Source organism: Mycobacterium pseudoshottsii JCM 15466 (genome assembly GCF_003584745.1).
GTDB lineage: Bacteria > Actinomycetota > Actinomycetes > Mycobacteriales > Mycobacteriaceae > Mycobacterium > Mycobacterium marinum.
Window position 1 is genome coordinate 5,684,626 of record NZ_AP018410.1, and the last position, 15,744, is coordinate 5,700,369.

A 15,744-nucleotide genomic window follows, 5' to 3' on the forward strand; every position below is an offset into this window, starting at 1 on the left:
CGACGCGACCAGTCGAGTTTCTAATGGAAACGGTTGTCATTACTATTAGAGGTAAGTTGCGGGTCAGGGTGGCACACGGGTTCTCGGCCATCCTGCTATCCGTGCTCGGCGCAACCGGTGTTGCGGCGTGCGGAACCGACCACGACGCGCACCCCGGCGCGGCCACGGTGGTGGCATCAACCGATGTCTGGGGCAGCGTGGCGCGCGCCGTCGCCGGAGGACATCTCGCGGTGAAGTCAATCCTCACGGGCGCGGCTTCGGACCCGCACTCGTATCAGGCCAGTCCGGTCGACGCCGCCATGATCGCCGACTCCAGCCTGCTGATCTACAACGGCGGCGGCTACGACCCGTGGGTGGACAACGTGCTGGCCAACCATCCGGCCATCAACGCAATCGACGCCTACTCCCTGCTGGGAACCGATGCGGCACGCCCACCCGACGAGCACGTCTTCTACAACCTGCACGTCGCCAAGTCCGTCGCCGCCACGATCGCCGAACGGCTGGCGATCATCGACCCGGCCCATGCCGCCGAATACCGGACCAACGCGGTCGAGTTCGGCCGCAACGCGGACGCCATCGTCGATTCCGAACGCGCCATCGGTGCCGAGCACCCGGCCGTAGGGGTCATCGCGACCGAACCCGTGGTGCACTACCTGCTAGCGGCCTCCGGACTGGTCAATCGCACCCCGGCCGCATTCGCTCAGGCCAATGAGAACGACAGCGATCCGGCACCCGCCGACCTCGCCTCGGTGCTGACCCTGATCGACCGCCGGGAGGTCGCGGCGTTATTGGTCAACCCGCAGACCGCCACCGCCACGACCGCCGGTCTGCAGGCCGCCGCGCACCGGGCCGGGGTGCCCGTGGCCGAAGTGTCCGAGACCATGCCGATCGACACCGACTACCTGACCTGGCAGCGCAACACCGTCGACCAGCTGGCGGCGGCGTTGCGGTCCGGCCGCTAGGCACGTCCTTGAACCAGTCGAACCACCCGGCAATTGCGCTGCGCGGTGCGCGGCTGGCATTCGGCGATCGGGTCCTGTGGGAGGACCTCGATCTGTCGGTGTCACGCGGCGAATTCATCGCCGTGCTCGGGCCCAACGGCACCGGCAAGACCTCGTTGCTCAAGGTGTTGCTCGGCGAACTCGCGTTGAGCGCAGGTGTGGCGCTGGTGGACGGCGCCAGGCTCGACACCGGTCGAACGCGCCGCGGCCATATCGGCTATGTCCCACAGCACCATCCGATCGACCGGGAGGTGATGCTGCGCGGGCGCGACCTGGTCGGGCTGGGTGTCGACGGATGCCGGTGGGGTGCGGTTGCGTTGCGCTCGGGCGAGCGGGCCCGTCGCCGCGAAGCCGTGCAGCGGGCGCTGCAGCAGGTCGACGGTGAGCGGCTTGCCGACGTCCGGGTGGGGCTGATGTCGGGGGGCGAGCTGCAGCGGATACGCGTCGCCCAGGCACTGGCAAGCGACCCGTCGTTGCTGCTGTGCGATGAACCGCTACTGGCCCTCGACCCGGCCAACGCCAACCTGGTCGCCGCCCTGCTCGATCGCCGTCGCCGGGAGGCCGCAACCGCGGTCATGGTGGTCACCCACGAGGTCAACCCGATCTTGCCGTACGTGGACCGGGTGCTCTACCTGGTCGACGGGCGATTCCTGATCGGCACCGTCGAGCAGGTGATGACCAGCCAGACCCTCTCGACGCTGTACCGCGCCGATATCGAGGTGATCAAAGTCGTCAAGGGCCCCCACACCCGCTATCTGGTAGTCGACGCCCAGGACGGGCTCCGATGACCAACGACCGGCTCGTCGACATGCTGGACCATCTGTTCGCGTTCGACATCACCGCCCACCTACTCAGACACGACTTCGTCCAGCAGGCGCTGATAGCCGCCGCGTTGCTCGGGCTGGTGGCCGGATTGATCGGGCCGTTCGTCGTGATGCGCCAGATGTCGTTCGCCGTTCACGGCTCGAGCGAGTTATCGCTGACCGGAGCGGCGTTCGCACTGCTGTCCGGGTTGCCGGTGGGCGTCGGCGCGCTGGTGGGCAGCGCGTTGGCGGCGGCACTGTTCGGCATTCTGGGCCAGCGTGCCCGCGAGCGTGACTCGGTGATCGGCGTCGTGCTGGCGTTCGGGATGGGCTTGGCAGTCCTGTTCATCCACCTCTACCCGGGACGGACCGGAACCAGTTTCGCGCTACTGACCGCCCAGATCGTCGGCGTCGGCTATTCCGGCCTGACCATGCTGGCGCTGATCTGCGTTCTTGTCGTCGCGGCGCTGGCGATCTGTTACCGGCCGCTGCTGTTCGCCACCGTCGACCCCGAGGTCGCCGCGGCCCGCGGCGTCCCGGTGCGCACCCTGAGCATCGTTTTTGCCGCCCTGGTCGGTGTGGTGGCGGCTCAGGCGGTCCAGATTGTCGGAGCCCTGCTGGTGATGTCCTTGCTGATCACCCCGGCCGCCGCGGCCGCGCGAGTGGTCACCGCACCGGCCGCGGCGATCCTGACCTCGGTGGTTTTCGCGGAGGTGGCGGCCGTGGGTGGCATCGTGTTGTCCCTGGCCCCCGGGGTACCGGTGTCGGTGTTTGTGGCCACCATCTCCTTCCTGATCTATCTGATTTGTCGACTGCTGGGGCGCCACCGCTGAGGCAGCGTTTATCCTGGTCGCACACGGTCGTCAAGCCGGGTGCACCGACTTGCGGCCGTCGTTGGGGGTCGTGAGGGGAGGGAATAGTGCGCCAGCGAGTCGCCGCGCTAGCCGCGCTGGTGGGAGGTGCGGGGATGCTCGTCACCGGTTGCACCAACATCGTCGATGGCAATGCAGTGGCCGCGGATATGTCGGGGCCGTTGAACCAGACTCCGATCGCCGTTTCAGCGCTGGACGATCTCCTGCTCGACGTCAGCCAGATCGACAGCGCACTGGGCGCGACCTCGATGAAAGTCTGGTTCAACGCCAAGGCGATGTGGGACTGGAGCAAGAACATCTCGGACAAGAACTGCTTGGCAGTCGATGGCCCCGCCCAGGACGAGGTGTACGCCGGCACCGGTTGGACCGCGATGCGAGGCCAGCGGATGGACGACAGCGTCGATGATTCCAAGCGACGCAAGCACTACGCCATTCAGGCCGTTGTGGCCTTTCCCAGCGCCCACGATGCCAGCGCTTTCTACAACTCCTCGGTACGCAGTTGGGGCAACTGCTCGAATCGCCGTTTCACCGACGTCAGCACGGACCAACCCGACACCATCTGGACGGTCTCCGACGTCGTCAATGACAACGGCATGCTGAGCACCTCCCAGGTCCAGGAAGCCGGCGACGGATGGACCTGCCAACGGGCTCTGACCGTGCGCAACAACGTCGCCATCGATGTGGTGACGTGCGCCTACAGCCAATCGGGTGCGGTGGCGGCCGATGTTGCGCAACAGATCGCGGCCAAAGCCGCCAAACAGTAGGCCCGCAGCGGGCCATGCAGGTAACCGGCTGGGTTCCCCACCTGAGGCTGGCGCGGGGCGCGATGGCGCTGGCAGCGACGGCCGCTCTGGCGCTGGCCGGCTGTAGCACCACCGTGGCGGGCACCGCCTTGCCGGCCGCCAACCTGGGCCATGCCCCCACCACAACCACCAGAGCAGCGCCACGCATTGTGGCGGCGGCCGCACTGGAGGGAGCACTGCTGACTCAGCAACAAGTGGTGGCGCTAGTCGGTGGAACCAACATGTCGCTGGTCGGCGCGATTACCGGCACAGCCGACGGGTCCAAGGTCGTCGACGATCCCACCTGCCTGGGGCTGGCGTCGATCGGCGACACGTCCGTCTACGCCAACAGCGGCTGGGTCGCGATGCGCGGCAACCAGATGACCAGCCCCAATGTCGTACAGGCCGACGTCACACAGCTACTCACATCGTTTCCCGTCGCCGCCGATGCCGCCGCATTGCTGCAACGCGCGCGCCAGGACTGGCAGGGCTGCGCGAATCGGCGATACGGCTTTCACTCTTCCAACGGCAACCACAGCTACTTCAACACCGGACCTGTGATCGCCAGCGGCTCGCGCATCGAGGTGTTGCTGCGCCAACAGGAAGACCCCCGATGGACGTGTTCACACGCGATGGCGTTGCAGGACAGCGTGCTCGCCGAGGCGCAGGTCTGCCTGATGAGCAAAAACACGACCTCGGCGCTGGAAAACCTCATCGACCAGGTGATCTCCCGGATACCCCAATAGTCCCCATAAGCTAGGCACGTGCCCTATATCGACCTCAACGCCGACTTGGGCGAAGGCTTTGGCATTTGGCAGTTGGGCGACGACGACGCCATGCTTGGAATAGTCACCAGCGCCAACGTGGCGTGCGGCTTTCACGCCGGAGAACCTGCCGGCCTGCTTCGCGTGTGCCGGGCGGCCGCCGAGCGGGGGGTGCGGATCGGAGCCCAGGTGGGCTATCGCGATCTTGCTGGCTTCGGCAGGCGTTTCATCGATGTGGACCCGGAAGATCTGGTCGCCGAAGTCGTGTACCAGATCGGCGCATTGCAGGCCATAGCCCAGTCTTGTGGATCCACGGTGTCCTACGTCAAACCCCATGGCGCCCTGTACAACACCATCGTGACCCACCGGGACCAGGCGGCCGCCGTCGCCGAGGCGGTACGGATGGTGGACGCCACGCTGCCGGTGCTGGGGATGACGGGCTCGGTGTTTTTCCAACAAGCGACCGACCTTGGGCTACGCACGGTCGCCGAGGCGTTCGCCGATCGCGCCTACCGGTCCGACGGACAACTGGTCTCGCGTCGCGAGCACGGTGCGGTGCTGGCCGATGCCGCGGCGATCGCGCAGCGGGCGGTGTCCATGGTGGCCTCGGGCAAGGTCACCGCGGTCGACGGCACGCAAGTCCCGATCACCATGGAATCGATTTGTGTGCACGGGGATTCGCCCGGCGCGGTGCAGATCGCGACGGCGGTGCGGGACCGGCTGACGGCGGCCGGCAACGAGATAAGGGCGTTTTGCTGATGCGTCTTCGATTCGGGCGGCCCGACCTCAAGCGCTATTCACATCGGTTTGGCGTTCCCGCTGCCAAGCCCGATGCTCCGCTCTCGGCGATGTGGATCGGTGTGTCGACGGTGCTACTCGACGACGGCTCATCGGCGCTGATGACCGACGGATACTTCTCCCGGCCGAGCCTGGCGCAGGTCGCTGCCGGCAAGCTGGCGCCATCGGCGGCGCGCGTCGACGGCTGCCTGGCCCAAGCCAAGGCGTCGGAACTGGCGGCCGTCATACCGGTGCACACCCATATCGACCACGCGATGGACTCCGCACTGGTGGCCGACCGTACCGGCGCGCTGTTGGTCGGTGGCGAATCCGCGGCCAATATCGGGCGCGGCTACGGGCTGGCCGAGGATCGCCTGGTGGTGGCTGTCCCCGGCCAGTCGATGGAGTTGGGCGCCTACGACGTCACCCTGATCGAGTCGCACCACTGCCCCCCGGACCGATTTCCCGGGGTGATCAGCGAGCCGGTGGTCCCACCGGTAAAGGCGTCGGCCTACCGCTGCGGTGAAGCCTGGTCGACGCACATCCACCACCGACCGTCGGGGCGGCGGCTGCTGATCCAGGGCAGCGCCGGATTCGTCGCCTACCGCGCCGAGGTCGTCTACCTCGGCGTCGGCCAGCTGGGGCTGCAACGGCGGTCATACCTGATCGACTATTGGAACGAGGTGGTGCGCGCGGTCGCGGCACGCCGCGTGGTCCTTGTCCACTGGGACGACTTCTTCCGCCCGCTGTCAAAGCCGATGCGGGCCTTTCCTTATGCGGCCGACGATCTGGATATGTCCATCCGTATTCTCGATGAGTTGGCTGCACAAGACGGCATCCCGTTGCAGATGCCGACCGTGTGGCAACGCGAGGATCCCTGGGTGTAAAGACGTAAAGAGCTGCTGAAACTTGACACTAACGGTTGCGCTGCTACTGCTAGCGGTAGTCCTCGCGTTTGCGGTAGCACGTCCGCGCGGGTGGCCCGAGGCGGTGGCCGCGGTTCCGGCGGCCGGCATCTTGATCGCGATGGGCGCCATCTCGCCGCAGCAGGCGGCGGCACAGGTTTCCGGGTTGGCCGGAGTGGTCGCCTTCCTCGGCGCGGTGCTGGTCCTGGCCAAACTCTGCGACGACGAAGGCCTGTTCGAGGCCGCGGGTGCCGCGATGGCGCGGTCCAGCCGCAGTTCACACGGGCCGCTAGGCCAGGTTTTCGTGGTAGCCGCGCTGATCACCGCGGCGCTGAGTCTGGATGCCACCGTGGTGCTGTTGACGCCGGTGGTCCTGGCCGCCGTGCGCAGATTGCGAACACCCGTTCGACCATATGCCTACGCCACGGCCCACTTGGCCAATGCCGCCTCGCTGTTGCTGCCGGTGTCAAACCTGACCAACCTGCTCGCCTACCGTGGGGCCGACATCTCGTTCACCAAATTCACCCTGGTGATGACGTTGCCGTGGCTGTTGGCGATAGCTGCGGTGTACGTGATCTTCCGCTGGTTCTTCGCACGGGATCTGGTCGCAGAGCCCAATCGTGAGCATGTGGGGCCACCACCGCGGCCGCCGGTGTTTGTTTTGGTGGTCGTGGCGCTGACGCTGGTCGGGTTCGCCACCGCCGAGTCGCTGGGCGTGGCGCCCGCATGGGCGGCCCTGGCCGGTGCCTCCGTACTGGCGGTGCGCAGTCTGCGCCATCGCCACACCTCGGTAATCGAGATTGCCCGCTCGGCCAATGTGTCGTTCCTGGTGTTCGTGCTGGCGCTGGGGGTGGTCGTTCAGGCCGTCATGCTCAGCGGAATCGCTGACAAGATGTCCGCGGTGGTGCCATCGGGATCGGGGCTGACGGCGCTCCTGGTGATCGCCACGGTGGCCGCGCTGCTGGCCAACGTGGTCAACAACCTGCCCGCGACGCTGGTATTGATGCCGTTGGTGGCGGGCAACGGTCCGGCTGCCGTACTGGCGGTGCTGATCGGGGTCAACATCGGACCTAACCTGACCTATGTAGGTTCGCTCTCGAATCTGCTGTGGCGGCGGGTACTGCGCCAGCACAACGTCGAGGCCGGGGTCAGCGAGTACACCCGACTCGGGTTGTGCACAGTCCCGGTTGCGCTGGTAGCCGCGGTAATCGGGTTGTGGGTCAGCGTGCGACTGCTGGGCCTGTGATCGAGCTGGTGCGCGGCCGGCGTCAGGTTCTGCGCTGACGGGCGATTTCGGCGAGCACCACACCGGCGGCCACGGAGGCGTTCAGCGATTCGGTCGGGCCGGCCATCGGCACCGATACCACCTCATCGCAGGTCTGCCGCACCAGCCGGGACAGCCCCTTGCCTTCCGAACCGACGACCACCACGATCGGGTCGCTGCCGTCCAGGTCGTCGATGGCGGCGGCGCCGCCGGCATCCAGGCCCACCACCCGCACGCCGCGATCGGCCCAATCCTTCAGGGCTCGGGTGAGATTGGTGGCCCGCGCGACCGGCATCCGGGCAGCCGCCCCGGCGCTGGTGCGCCACGCTACCGCCGTCACCGAAGCCGAACGACGTTGTGGGATTAGCACGCCGTGGCCGCCGAAGGCCGCTACCGAACGCACGATGGCGCCGAGGTTGCGCGGGTCGGAGATGTTGTCCAACGCGACCAGAAGCGCTGGCGGCGTATCCAATGCGGCAGCCAGCAGATCATCGGGATGGGCGTAGTTGTACGGCGGCACCTGCAGCGCGATGCCCTGATGAAGATGGTTGGCGGTCATCCGGTCCAAATCGGTCCGGGGCACTTCGAGAATCGGAATTCCGGAGTCGGCGGCTCGAGAGACGGACTCGGTCAGTCGCTCGTCCGCTTCGACACCAAGCGCGACGTAGAGCGCCGTCGACGGCACGCCGGCCCGCAGGCATTCCAGCACCGGGTTGCGGCCCAGCACGGTTTCGGTTTCGTCAGTGCGGCCTCGGGCCGGCCGGCGCTGCTGCGCTTTGGCCCGCTTCGCGGCGGGATGGTTGGGCCGCATGTGTGCCGACGGCGTGGGACCGCGCCCTTCCAGACCACGACGGCGCTGGCCGCCGGACCCGACGCTGGTGCCCTTCTTGGTGCCCGACTTGCGTATCGCTCCCCGGCGCTGAGAATTACCAGCCATCTACTTACCGTCACCACCCAACAGCCACTGCGGTCCGTCGGCGGTATCGGTGACCTCGATACCGGCGTTCTTGAGGCGGTTGCGAATCTCATCGGCCAGCACCCAGTTGCGCTCTTCGCGCGCCTTCTGGCGGTTCTCCAACTCGGCCTGGACCAGCACGTCGACGGCCGCCAACGCGGCCGACGTCTCGTCCCGAGATTCCCAGCGTTCGTCGAGCGGGTCGCAGCCCAGGATGCCCATCATCGCGCGAATTGAGCTTGCGCTTTGCAGCGCTGCATCGTGGTCCCCGGCGTCGAGCGCGCGGTTGCCTTCGGCGCGGGTGTGGTGAATTTCGGCCAGCGCGATCGGGACCGAAAGATCGTCGTCGAGCGCTGCGGCGAATCGCGGCGTCCAATCACCCACAACGACGGCACCGACCCGGCTGCGCACCCGGTGCAGGAACTCCTCAACCCCGACGTAGGCGTTCACCGCGTCCTGCAGGGCGATATCGGAGAACTCAAGCATCGACCGATAGTGAGCGCTACCCAGGTAGTAGCGCAATTCGGCCGGGCGGACCCGCTGCAGCATGGTCGGAATCGCCAACACGTTGCCCAGCGACTTGCTCATCTTTTCCCCGCCCATGGTCACCCACCCGTTGTGCAACCAATAGCGGGCGAACCCGTCGCCGGCGGCCCGGCTCTGCGCAATCTCATTCTCGTGATGGGGAAAGATCAAATCCATCCCACCGCAATGGATGTCGAACTGTGCGCCGAGGTAAGTGCGAGCCATGGCGGAGCATTCCAGGTGCCAGCCCGGGCGCCCGCGGCCCCATGGCGTCGGCCAGGACGGCTCGCCCGGTTTCGCACCCTTCCACAAGGTGAAATCGCGCTGGTCACGCTTACCGGTCGCCACCCCCTCGCCCTGATGGACGTCGTCGACCTTGTGCCCGGACAGCTGGCCGTAATCGGGATAGCTCAGGACATCGAAATAGACGTCGCCACCACCGGCATAGGCGTGGCCCCGTTCGATCAGCCGCTCGATCAGCTCAACCATCTGAGTCACGTGGCCGGTGGCCCTGGGCTCCGCTGACGGCGGAAGGACATCCAGCGCGTCGTAGGCCGCGGTAAACGCACGCTCGTAGGTGGCGGCCCATTCCCACCACGGGCGCTCGGCAGCGGCGGCCTTGTTGAGGATCTTGTCGTCGATGTCGGTCACATTGCGGATGAAGGCGACGTCAAAACCCCGCGCCATCAGCCAGCGCCGCAGGATGTCGAAGGCAACCCCGCTGCGGACGTGACCGATGTGGGGAAGACCCTGCACCGTCGCTCCGCAGAGGTAGATGGAGACGTGGCCCTCGCGCAGCGGAACGAAATCACGCACGGCACCTGCCGCCGTGTCATGTAGCCGCAAGCCGGCACGTTCGGTCACGGCGTGCCAGCTTACTGCCTGCGCGATATGCGATGGCGGCAAGCGTCGCGCTGAGCCCTACTGGGATCCCAGCGGATCACGCAGGGAAACCACCAATGCCGTCGCGATCGCGGCCAAACCTTCGCCGCGTCCGGTCAGGCCAAGTCCGTCAGTGGTGGTGGCCGATACCGACACCGGGGCGTTGAGCAATCGGGACAACACCGCCTGGGCCTCGTAACGTCGCCAGCCGATCTTCGGCCGGTTGCCGACCACCTGCACGGAGGCGTTGCCGACCCGATAGCCGTGCTGCGTGATCAGCTCGACCACATGACGCAGCATGGTGGCGCCGCTGACCCCTTCCCAGCGTGGATCACCGACGCCGAACACGTCACCGATGTCGCCCAGCCCGGCCGCCGACAACACGGCATCACACAGCGCATGCGCGGCGACGTCCCCGTCGGAATGCCCGGCGCAGCCGTCGGCGCTCGGGAACAGCAGCCCCACCAGCCAGCATGGTCTTCCGGGCTCGATCGGGTGAACGTCAACACCCAGGCCCACTCGGGGTAGGCCGTTCACCCGCGCACAACCGCGTGGGCCAGCAACAGATCGAGACGGTTGGTGATCTTGAACGCCAGCGGGTCGCCGGCAACCACGTGCACCTGCCCACCGACATGCTCAACCAGCGATGCGTCATCGGTGAAGGCGGAGACGCCCGCGTGTCGGTAGGCGCGCAGCAGCAGTTCGGTGGAGAACCCCTGCGGGGTCTGCACCGCCCTCAGCCCCGCGCGTTCCGGCGTACCCAGAACCACCCCATTGGCATCCACAGCCTTGATTGTGTCAGTGAGCGGCAGCACCGGTACGACCGCGGCATGGCCAGCCCGCAACATGTCGACCAACCGCGCGACCAGTGCCGGCGGCGTCAGCGCCCGCGCAGCGTCATGGACAAGTACGAATTCCGGCGAGACGCCGGCCGACAAGGCGGACAAGGCCCGGCTCACACTTTCGGTGCGATCGGCGCCGCCGGCCACAATGGTGGCCTCGCGGCCCAGGATCAGCTTTGCCTCGTCGGTGCGATCTGGGGGTACCGCCACCACGACGGTGGCCACCACCCCGGATTCGAGCAAGCCCCTGACGGCTCGCTCAACCAGAGTTTGACCTTCGAGTTGATAGAACGCCTTAGGCACGCCAGCCGCGAGCCGCTGACCCGACCCTGCGGCCGGAACAATCGCGGCGACGCCCTGGGTTCCCCCGGCCACCTAACGACTCGGGATATCAGGAAGCGGCGGCCAAAACCTCGTCGAGGATTGTTTCCGCTTTAGCGTCATCGGTGCTTTCGGCCAGAGCCAGTTCGCCGACCAGAATCTGGCGGGCTTTTGCCAGCATGCGCTTCTCGCCGGCCGACAGGCCGCGCTCCTGGTCGCGACGCCACAGATCGCGAACCACCTCGGCCACCTTGTTTACATCGCCCGAAGCGAGTTTCTCCAGGTTGGCCTTGTAACGACGGGACCAGTTGGTCGGCTCTTCGGTGTGCGGGGCGCGCAGCACCTGGAAGACTTTGTCGAGACCTTCCTGACCGACGACATCGCGAACTCCGACGTACTCAGCGTTCTCAGCGGGCACTCGAACCGTCAGGTCGCCCTGCGCCACCTTCAAGACGAGATACTCTTTTTGTTCCCCTTTAATGGTCCGGGTTTCGATCGCCTCGACTAACGCAGCACCGTGGTGTGGGTAGACAACGGTGTCACCGACCTTGAAGATCATCTGATTTAGGCCCCTTTCGTCACTCCATGCTAACACGCCCCCCTAACGACTGCGGTCCAACGGTGCAGGTCGGGGGCATCGCGGCTCAACATTGGGGGTTGACAGGAGGTGCAAGACGTGCATCGTCCAGCCCTGTTCGCGGCCGCTTCGACGACCCCCGACACGCCCACAGCCAGCGAACATGTGACCGCCCACCCAAACCCGACAACCGGGAAGACATCCCGTCTCACTACGGCTGGACCAAGCCGAGGCTCACCACCCCGGCGGCCCTGGTCGGGACGCCGATCACGCGGGTCTGGCGCCAACCATCGCGACGCCACGACGGCGCCGAGGCCGCCTGCGCTACCGTCCGCGGCGGCTACCTACTACTGTGCATAGTCGAATCGGTGTCAGCACGCCGTCATGTGATCGACGATGCTCCGAACCCAGCGGGAGGCTTCGAGTGAACCTGTTCAAAATCCGCCTCGTATCGGTCGGCCTGGTCGCTCTGACTGCCACCCTGCTCAGCGGTTGTGGAGCGGGTCAGATCTCGCAAACCGCGTCGCAGGAGTCGGCGGTCAACGGCAACAGGCTCACCATCAACAACGTCGCGCTGCGCAACATCCGCATCCAGGCCCTCCAACGGACCAGTGATTTCCTGCGTCCCGGCCACAATGTGGACTTGGTGCTGGTGGCAGTGAACCAGTCACCGGATTTGTCGGATCGGCTCGTCAGCATCACCAGCGACATCGGCAAGGTCACGATGACCGGCGACGCTCAACTACCGGCGGGCGGCATGTTGTTCATCGGCACACCGGACGGCCAGCTCGTCGCACCGGGTCCGCTGGACTCGAATGAATCGGCCAAGGCCACCGTCGCGTTGGCCAAGCCGATCACCAACGGTCTGATGTACAACTTCACCTTCAACTTCGAGAAGGCCGGGCAGGGCTCGGTGATGGTGCCCATTTCCGCGCCGTTGGCCGAGCCGCACGTGGAAGCCGCCGAGCCAGACAAGCACTAAGCGTCCGGCCGGCTGTCAGACCCAGCCGATACGGTCACCGCGTGGCCAACGCACGTTTGCAATACCGCTGCGCGGACTGCCGGTATCTCACCGCCAAGTGGGTGGGGCGATGCCCGGAGTGCAGCAGCTGGGGCACCGTCGAAGAAGTGTCCGTTCTCAGCGCAGTCGGCGGAGGCAGTCGCTTGGGTCGCCGGGCGCACGGTCCGGCGGTACCGACGTCGCAGGCCGTTCCGATAAGTTCCGTCCAGCCCAATCTCAGCCGGCACCGCCCTACCGGCATCGACGAACTCGACCGGGTGCTCGGCGGCGGTGTGGTGCCGGGTTCGGTGACGCTGCTGGCCGGCGAGCCCGGTGTCGGCAAGTCGACGCTGCTGCTCGAAGTGGCCCACCGCTGGGCGCAGTCGGGGCAACGCGTTTTGTACATCTCCGGCGAAGAGTCCGCGGGGCAGATCCGGCTGCGCGCCGACCGGATCGGCTGCGGCGGCCCGGCGGCCCCCGATATCTCCGAGGTCTCAGCGATCGACAACAGCGCGGAGATCTATCTGGCCGCCGAATCCGACCTGCACGCGGTCTTGGACCACATCGACACGGTTGGGTCGGCATTGGTGATCGTCGACTCGGTACAGACGATGTCCACCAGCGAGGTCGACGGCGTTACCGGCGGGGTGACACAGGTGCGCGCCGTCACCGCCGCGCTCACCGCGGCGGCCAAGTCCAATGGCTTCGCGCTGATTCTCGTCGGGCACGTCACCAAGGATGGAGCCATCGCCGGCCCCCGCTCGCTAGAACACCTGGTCGACGTCGTGCTGCACTTCGAAGGCGACCGCAACGGCGGGTTGCGAATGGTCCGTGGCGTCAAGAATCGGTTCGGCGCGGCTGACGAGGTGGGTTGCTTCCTGCTGCACGATAACGGGATCGAGGGCGTAGCCGATCCGTCCAACCTGTTCCTGGATCAACGCCCCACACCGGTTCCCGGCACCGCGATCACGGTGACCCTGGATGGAAAGCGCCCCCTTATCGGGGAAGTCCAGGCGTTGCTGGCGACGCCGAACGGCGGGGCACCCAGACGCGCTGTCAGCGGGATCGACCATGCCCGGGCCGCCATGATCAGCGCCGTCCTGGAAAAACACGCGCGGCTGTCACTGGCCGTCAACGACATGTATCTGTCCACCGTCGGCGGGATGCGGTTGACCGATCCCTCATCGGATCTGGCCGTCGCGATCGCACTGGCCTCGGCGTATGCGAACCTGCCGCTACCCACCACCGCGGTGATGATCGGCGAGGTCGGCCTGGCGGGCGACCTGCGGCGGGTCAACGGGATGGACCGGCGCCTGGCCGAGGCCGCCCGGCAGGGATTCAACATCGCACTGGTCCCGCCCGGCTGCGAGGCGGTGCCGGCGGGCCTGCGCACGCTCTGCGCGCCCACAATCGTGGCCGCACTCGAGCACATGATCGACATCGCCGACCACCGCAGCGCCCCTTCGGCGAAGGTGCATCGGCTAGACACCTCCCACTAGCGGCGGACGCATAGCAGAATGCACGCTGTGAATCGTCCGACACTTCGTGAGGCTGTTGCCCGGCTGGCGCCCGGCACGGGGCTACGGGACGGCCTAGAGCGCATTTTGCGCGGCCGCACCGGAGCCCTGATCGTGCTGGGCCACGATGAGAACGTCGAGGCCATCTGCGACGGCGGGTTCCCCCTCGATGTGCGCTATGCGCCCACCCGGTTACGGGAACTGTGCAAAATGGACGGCGCCGTGGTGCTGTCCACCGATGGCAGCCGGTTCATCCGGGCCAACGTGCAGCTAGTTCCGGACCCGTCGATACCCACCGACGAATCGGGCACCCGCCACCGTTCGGCGGAACGGGCCGCCATCCAGACCGGCTATCCGGCGATTTCGGTGAGCCACTCGATGAACATCGTGACCGTCTACGTCGGCGGTGAGCGACACGTGCTGAGCGATTCGGCCACCATCCTGTCGCACGCCAACCAGGCCATCGCGACCCTGGAGCGGTACAAGACCAGGCTCGACTAGGTCAGCCGGCAGCTATCCCGCGCGGAGATCGAGGATTTCGTGACGCTGCGCGACGTGATGACGGTGGTGCAGCGACTCGAGTTGGTGCGGCGAATCGGCATCGAGATCGACAACGACGTGGTCGAACTCGGCACCGATGGGCGACAACTGCGGCTGCAGCTCGAGGAGTTGCTCGGCGACAACGAAACCGCCCGGGAGTTGATTGTCCGGGATTACTACGCCAACCACGAACCGCTGGCCACCGCACAGATCACCGCGACCCTCGACGAGCTGGATGCCATCACCGACACCGAGCTACTCGATTTCAACGCGCTGGCGAAGATCTTCGGATATCCGTCCACCACCGAGGCGCAGGACTCGGCGCTGAGCCCGCGCGGCTACCGCGCCATGTCGGGCATCCCGCGGCTGCAGTTCAGCCATACCGACCTGCTGGTCCGGGCCTTTGGCAGCCTGCAGGGCTTGCTCGCGGCCAGCGCCAGCGACCTGCAATCGGTGGAAGGCATCGGCTCGACGTGGGCCCCTCACGTCCGAGAGGGGCTATCGCAGCTGGCCGAGTCGACGATCGCCGACCAGTGACGTGCGCCCGCCTACCCGCCCTGGGCGGGCGGCGCCTCGGGCGGTGGCGCCAAAGCCGGGCCGGGAGCCGGTAACGGACCGGGAGGCTGCGGCGCAGGATTCAAGATGAATGGAACCGGCTGCGACCGCAGGTTACCCAGCTGCACGACCAGGTTGTAGGTTCCGGGCCCAATCGCGGGCCTCGGCAATGGGCACTTGGGCGCCGATCCCATCCCGGTCCACGTCACCGCGGTAGTCACCTGCTCACCGGGGGCAAATGTCTTGACCAAGGTCTCATTGGATGGCGCGCAGTCCAGGTTGGACCACAACCGCTTGTTGTCCAGCGAGTACACGTAGGCCGCGAGCACCGCGGCGCCCACGTCCCGCTTGCAGGCCACCAGCCCGATATTGGTGACGACCATGGTGAACTTCGGCTGGTCACCGATGTAGTACTGGGGCGCGTTCGTCAGACCCTTGACGGCCAACGTGGAATCCGGGCAGTCGTCGCCCTCCTTGAGCACCGGCGGCGGTTGTACCGCGGCGGTGGGGGTGGGTGTCTCCGGATTCTGCCCCTGCGGCGGCGCGCCCGGAGCATTACCTTCGGTCTGCCCGGCCGGTTGCGGCGCTTGCGGCGCACTTGACCCCGGATGGTCTTGCGCACCCGCCGGTTTATCGGCATTGGCAGGCTTGGCGCCCGCATTACTCCCGACGAAGGCGATCACAGCGGCGACGGCCACCCCGATCACTACGACCGCGATGCCCAGGGCCAGTCCCCTGCGCCGCCAGTAGATCTCGGTGGGTAGCGGGCCACGCGGTTCCAGATCCAGCACATTCACACCGTAGGCCCAGGTCACGCCGACTCGTTTGACCCGACTCGGCGTGTCGCCGGGTTAGCTGGGGA

16 protein-coding genes and 1 pseudogene are annotated in these 15,744 nt (G+C 66.7%); 11 read left to right on the top strand and 6 right to left on the bottom strand.

The annotated features are described in order from the left end of the window. Window positions 1-23 precede the first annotated feature (23 nt). From MPSD_RS26055 to MPSD_RS26090, 8 genes are all read left to right on the top strand, one after another. Window positions 24-962, top strand: coding sequence for a metal ABC transporter solute-binding protein, Zn/Mn family (locus tag MPSD_RS26055; protein WP_165601463.1), 939 nt, complete (start codon window positions 24-26; stop codon window positions 960-962). Window positions 963-970: 8 nt separating this feature from the next. Continuing rightward, window positions 971-1,789, top strand: coding sequence for a metal ABC transporter ATP-binding protein (locus tag MPSD_RS26060; RefSeq protein WP_012396594.1), 819 nt, complete (start codon window positions 971-973; stop codon window positions 1,787-1,789). Beyond that, the gene (locus MPSD_RS26065; protein ID WP_020785706.1) at window positions 1,786-2,637 is read left to right on the top strand and encodes a metal ABC transporter permease; all 852 of its coding nucleotides are present in this window, start codon (window positions 1,786-1,788) and stop codon (window positions 2,635-2,637) included. Before MPSD_RS26060 ends, MPSD_RS26065 begins: the two co-directional genes overlap by 4 nt. 134 nt (window positions 2,638-2,771) lie before the next feature. Further along, complete coding sequence (locus MPSD_RS26070; RefSeq protein ID WP_223161803.1) at window positions 2,772-3,440, top strand: sensor domain-containing protein; 669 nt, start codon at window positions 2,772-2,774, stop codon at window positions 3,438-3,440. Between the two features lie 14 nt (window positions 3,441-3,454). Then, window positions 3,455-4,204: a sensor domain-containing protein gene (locus MPSD_RS26075; protein ID WP_086085159.1), complete on the top strand. Its 750-nt coding sequence runs from the start codon at window positions 3,455-3,457 to the stop codon at window positions 4,202-4,204. 18 nt (window positions 4,205-4,222) lie between these two features. After that, window positions 4,223-4,981, top strand: a complete 759-nt coding sequence (locus tag MPSD_RS26080; protein ID WP_015357436.1) for a LamB/YcsF family protein — start codon at window positions 4,223-4,225, stop codon at window positions 4,979-4,981. Beyond that, complete coding sequence (locus MPSD_RS26085) at window positions 4,981-5,886, top strand: MBL fold metallo-hydrolase (protein WP_020785703.1); 906 nt, start codon at window positions 4,981-4,983, stop codon at window positions 5,884-5,886. Before MPSD_RS26080 ends, MPSD_RS26085 begins: the two co-directional genes overlap by 1 nt. 22 nt (window positions 5,887-5,908) lie before the next feature. Next, window positions 5,909-7,150, top strand: a complete 1,242-nt coding sequence (locus MPSD_RS26090) for an SLC13 family permease (RefSeq protein WP_086085158.1) — start codon at window positions 5,909-5,911, stop codon at window positions 7,148-7,150. 22 nt (window positions 7,151-7,172) lie between these two features. On the opposite strand, the gene rlmB is transcribed toward MPSD_RS26090, so the two are convergent. Genes rlmB through carD form a run of 5 tightly spaced genes read right to left on the bottom strand, consistent with a single transcriptional unit; the run spans window position 7,173 to window position 11,252 of the window. Beyond that, complete coding sequence (rlmB, locus tag MPSD_RS26095) at window positions 7,173-8,105, bottom strand: 23S rRNA (guanosine(2251)-2'-O)-methyltransferase RlmB (RefSeq protein ID WP_020785701.1); 933 nt, start codon at window positions 8,103-8,105, stop codon at window positions 7,173-7,175. Next, entirely contained in the window at window positions 8,106-9,512 is a 1,407-nt protein-coding gene (gene cysS / locus MPSD_RS26100; RefSeq protein WP_086085157.1) for a cysteine--tRNA ligase, read from the bottom strand. 57 nt (window positions 9,513-9,569) lie between these two features. After that, window positions 9,570-10,067, bottom strand: a complete 498-nt coding sequence (gene ispF, locus MPSD_RS26105) for a 2-C-methyl-D-erythritol 2,4-cyclodiphosphate synthase (RefSeq protein ID WP_012396603.1) — start codon at window positions 10,065-10,067, stop codon at window positions 9,570-9,572. Continuing rightward, the gene (gene ispD, locus MPSD_RS26110; RefSeq protein WP_086085156.1) at window positions 10,064-10,747 is read right to left on the bottom strand and encodes a 2-C-methyl-D-erythritol 4-phosphate cytidylyltransferase; all 684 of its coding nucleotides are present in this window, start codon (window positions 10,745-10,747) and stop codon (window positions 10,064-10,066) included. Before ispD ends, ispF begins: the two co-directional genes overlap by 4 nt. 16 nt (window positions 10,748-10,763) lie before the next feature. After that, window positions 10,764-11,252, bottom strand: coding sequence for an RNA polymerase-binding transcription factor CarD (gene carD, locus MPSD_RS26115; protein WP_003419482.1), 489 nt, complete (start codon window positions 11,250-11,252; stop codon window positions 10,764-10,766). 442 nt (window positions 11,253-11,694) lie between these two features. Here carD and MPSD_RS26120 point away from each other — a divergent pair, with 442 nt between their 5' ends. The 3 genes and pseudogenes from MPSD_RS26120 to disA all read left to right on the top strand — a co-directional run bounded on the left by MPSD_RS26120 (window position 11,695) and on the right by disA (window position 14,864). After that, complete coding sequence (locus MPSD_RS26120; protein ID WP_086085155.1) at window positions 11,695-12,252, top strand: copper chaperone PCu(A)C domain-containing protein; 558 nt, start codon at window positions 11,695-11,697, stop codon at window positions 12,250-12,252. 41 nt (window positions 12,253-12,293) lie between these two features. Continuing rightward, on the top strand, window positions 12,294-13,769 hold the full coding sequence (gene radA, locus MPSD_RS26125) for a DNA repair protein RadA (protein ID WP_015357440.1): 1,476 nt from the start codon (window positions 12,294-12,296) through the stop codon (window positions 13,767-13,769). Between the two features lie 18 nt (window positions 13,770-13,787). Beyond that, window positions 13,788-14,864: pseudogene (gene disA, locus MPSD_RS26130) on the top strand (DNA integrity scanning diadenylate cyclase DisA). 11 nt (window positions 14,865-14,875) lie between these two features. Here disA and MPSD_RS26135 read toward each other — a convergent pair. Then, window positions 14,876-15,673: a hypothetical protein gene (locus tag MPSD_RS26135; RefSeq protein WP_085979928.1), complete on the bottom strand. Its 798-nt coding sequence runs from the start codon at window positions 15,671-15,673 to the stop codon at window positions 14,876-14,878. Between the last annotated feature and the right edge of the window lie 71 nt (window positions 15,674-15,744).

Bases quoted from the DNA above. Each gene is read 5' to 3' on its own strand.
- MPSD_RS26055 (WP_165601463.1), top strand. From the start codon at position 24: ATGGAAACGGTTGTCATTACTATTAGAGGTAAGTTGCGGGTCAGGGTG.
- MPSD_RS26065 (WP_020785706.1), top strand. From the start codon at position 1,786: ATGACCAACGACCGGCTCGTCGACATGCTGGACCATCTGTTCGCGTTC.
- MPSD_RS26070 (WP_223161803.1), top strand. From the start codon at position 2,772: ATGCTCGTCACCGGTTGCACCAACATCGTCGATGGCAATGCAGTGGCC.
- MPSD_RS26075 (WP_086085159.1), top strand. From the start codon at position 3,455: ATGCAGGTAACCGGCTGGGTTCCCCACCTGAGGCTGGCGCGGGGCGCG.
- MPSD_RS26085 (WP_020785703.1), top strand. From the start codon at position 4,981: ATGCGTCTTCGATTCGGGCGGCCCGACCTCAAGCGCTATTCACATCGG.
- rlmB (WP_020785701.1), bottom strand. From the start codon at position 8,105: ATGGCTGGTAATTCTCAGCGCCGGGGAGCGATACGCAAGTCGGGCACC.
- carD (WP_003419482.1), bottom strand. From the start codon at position 11,252: ATGATCTTCAAGGTCGGTGACACCGTTGTCTACCCACACCACGGTGCT.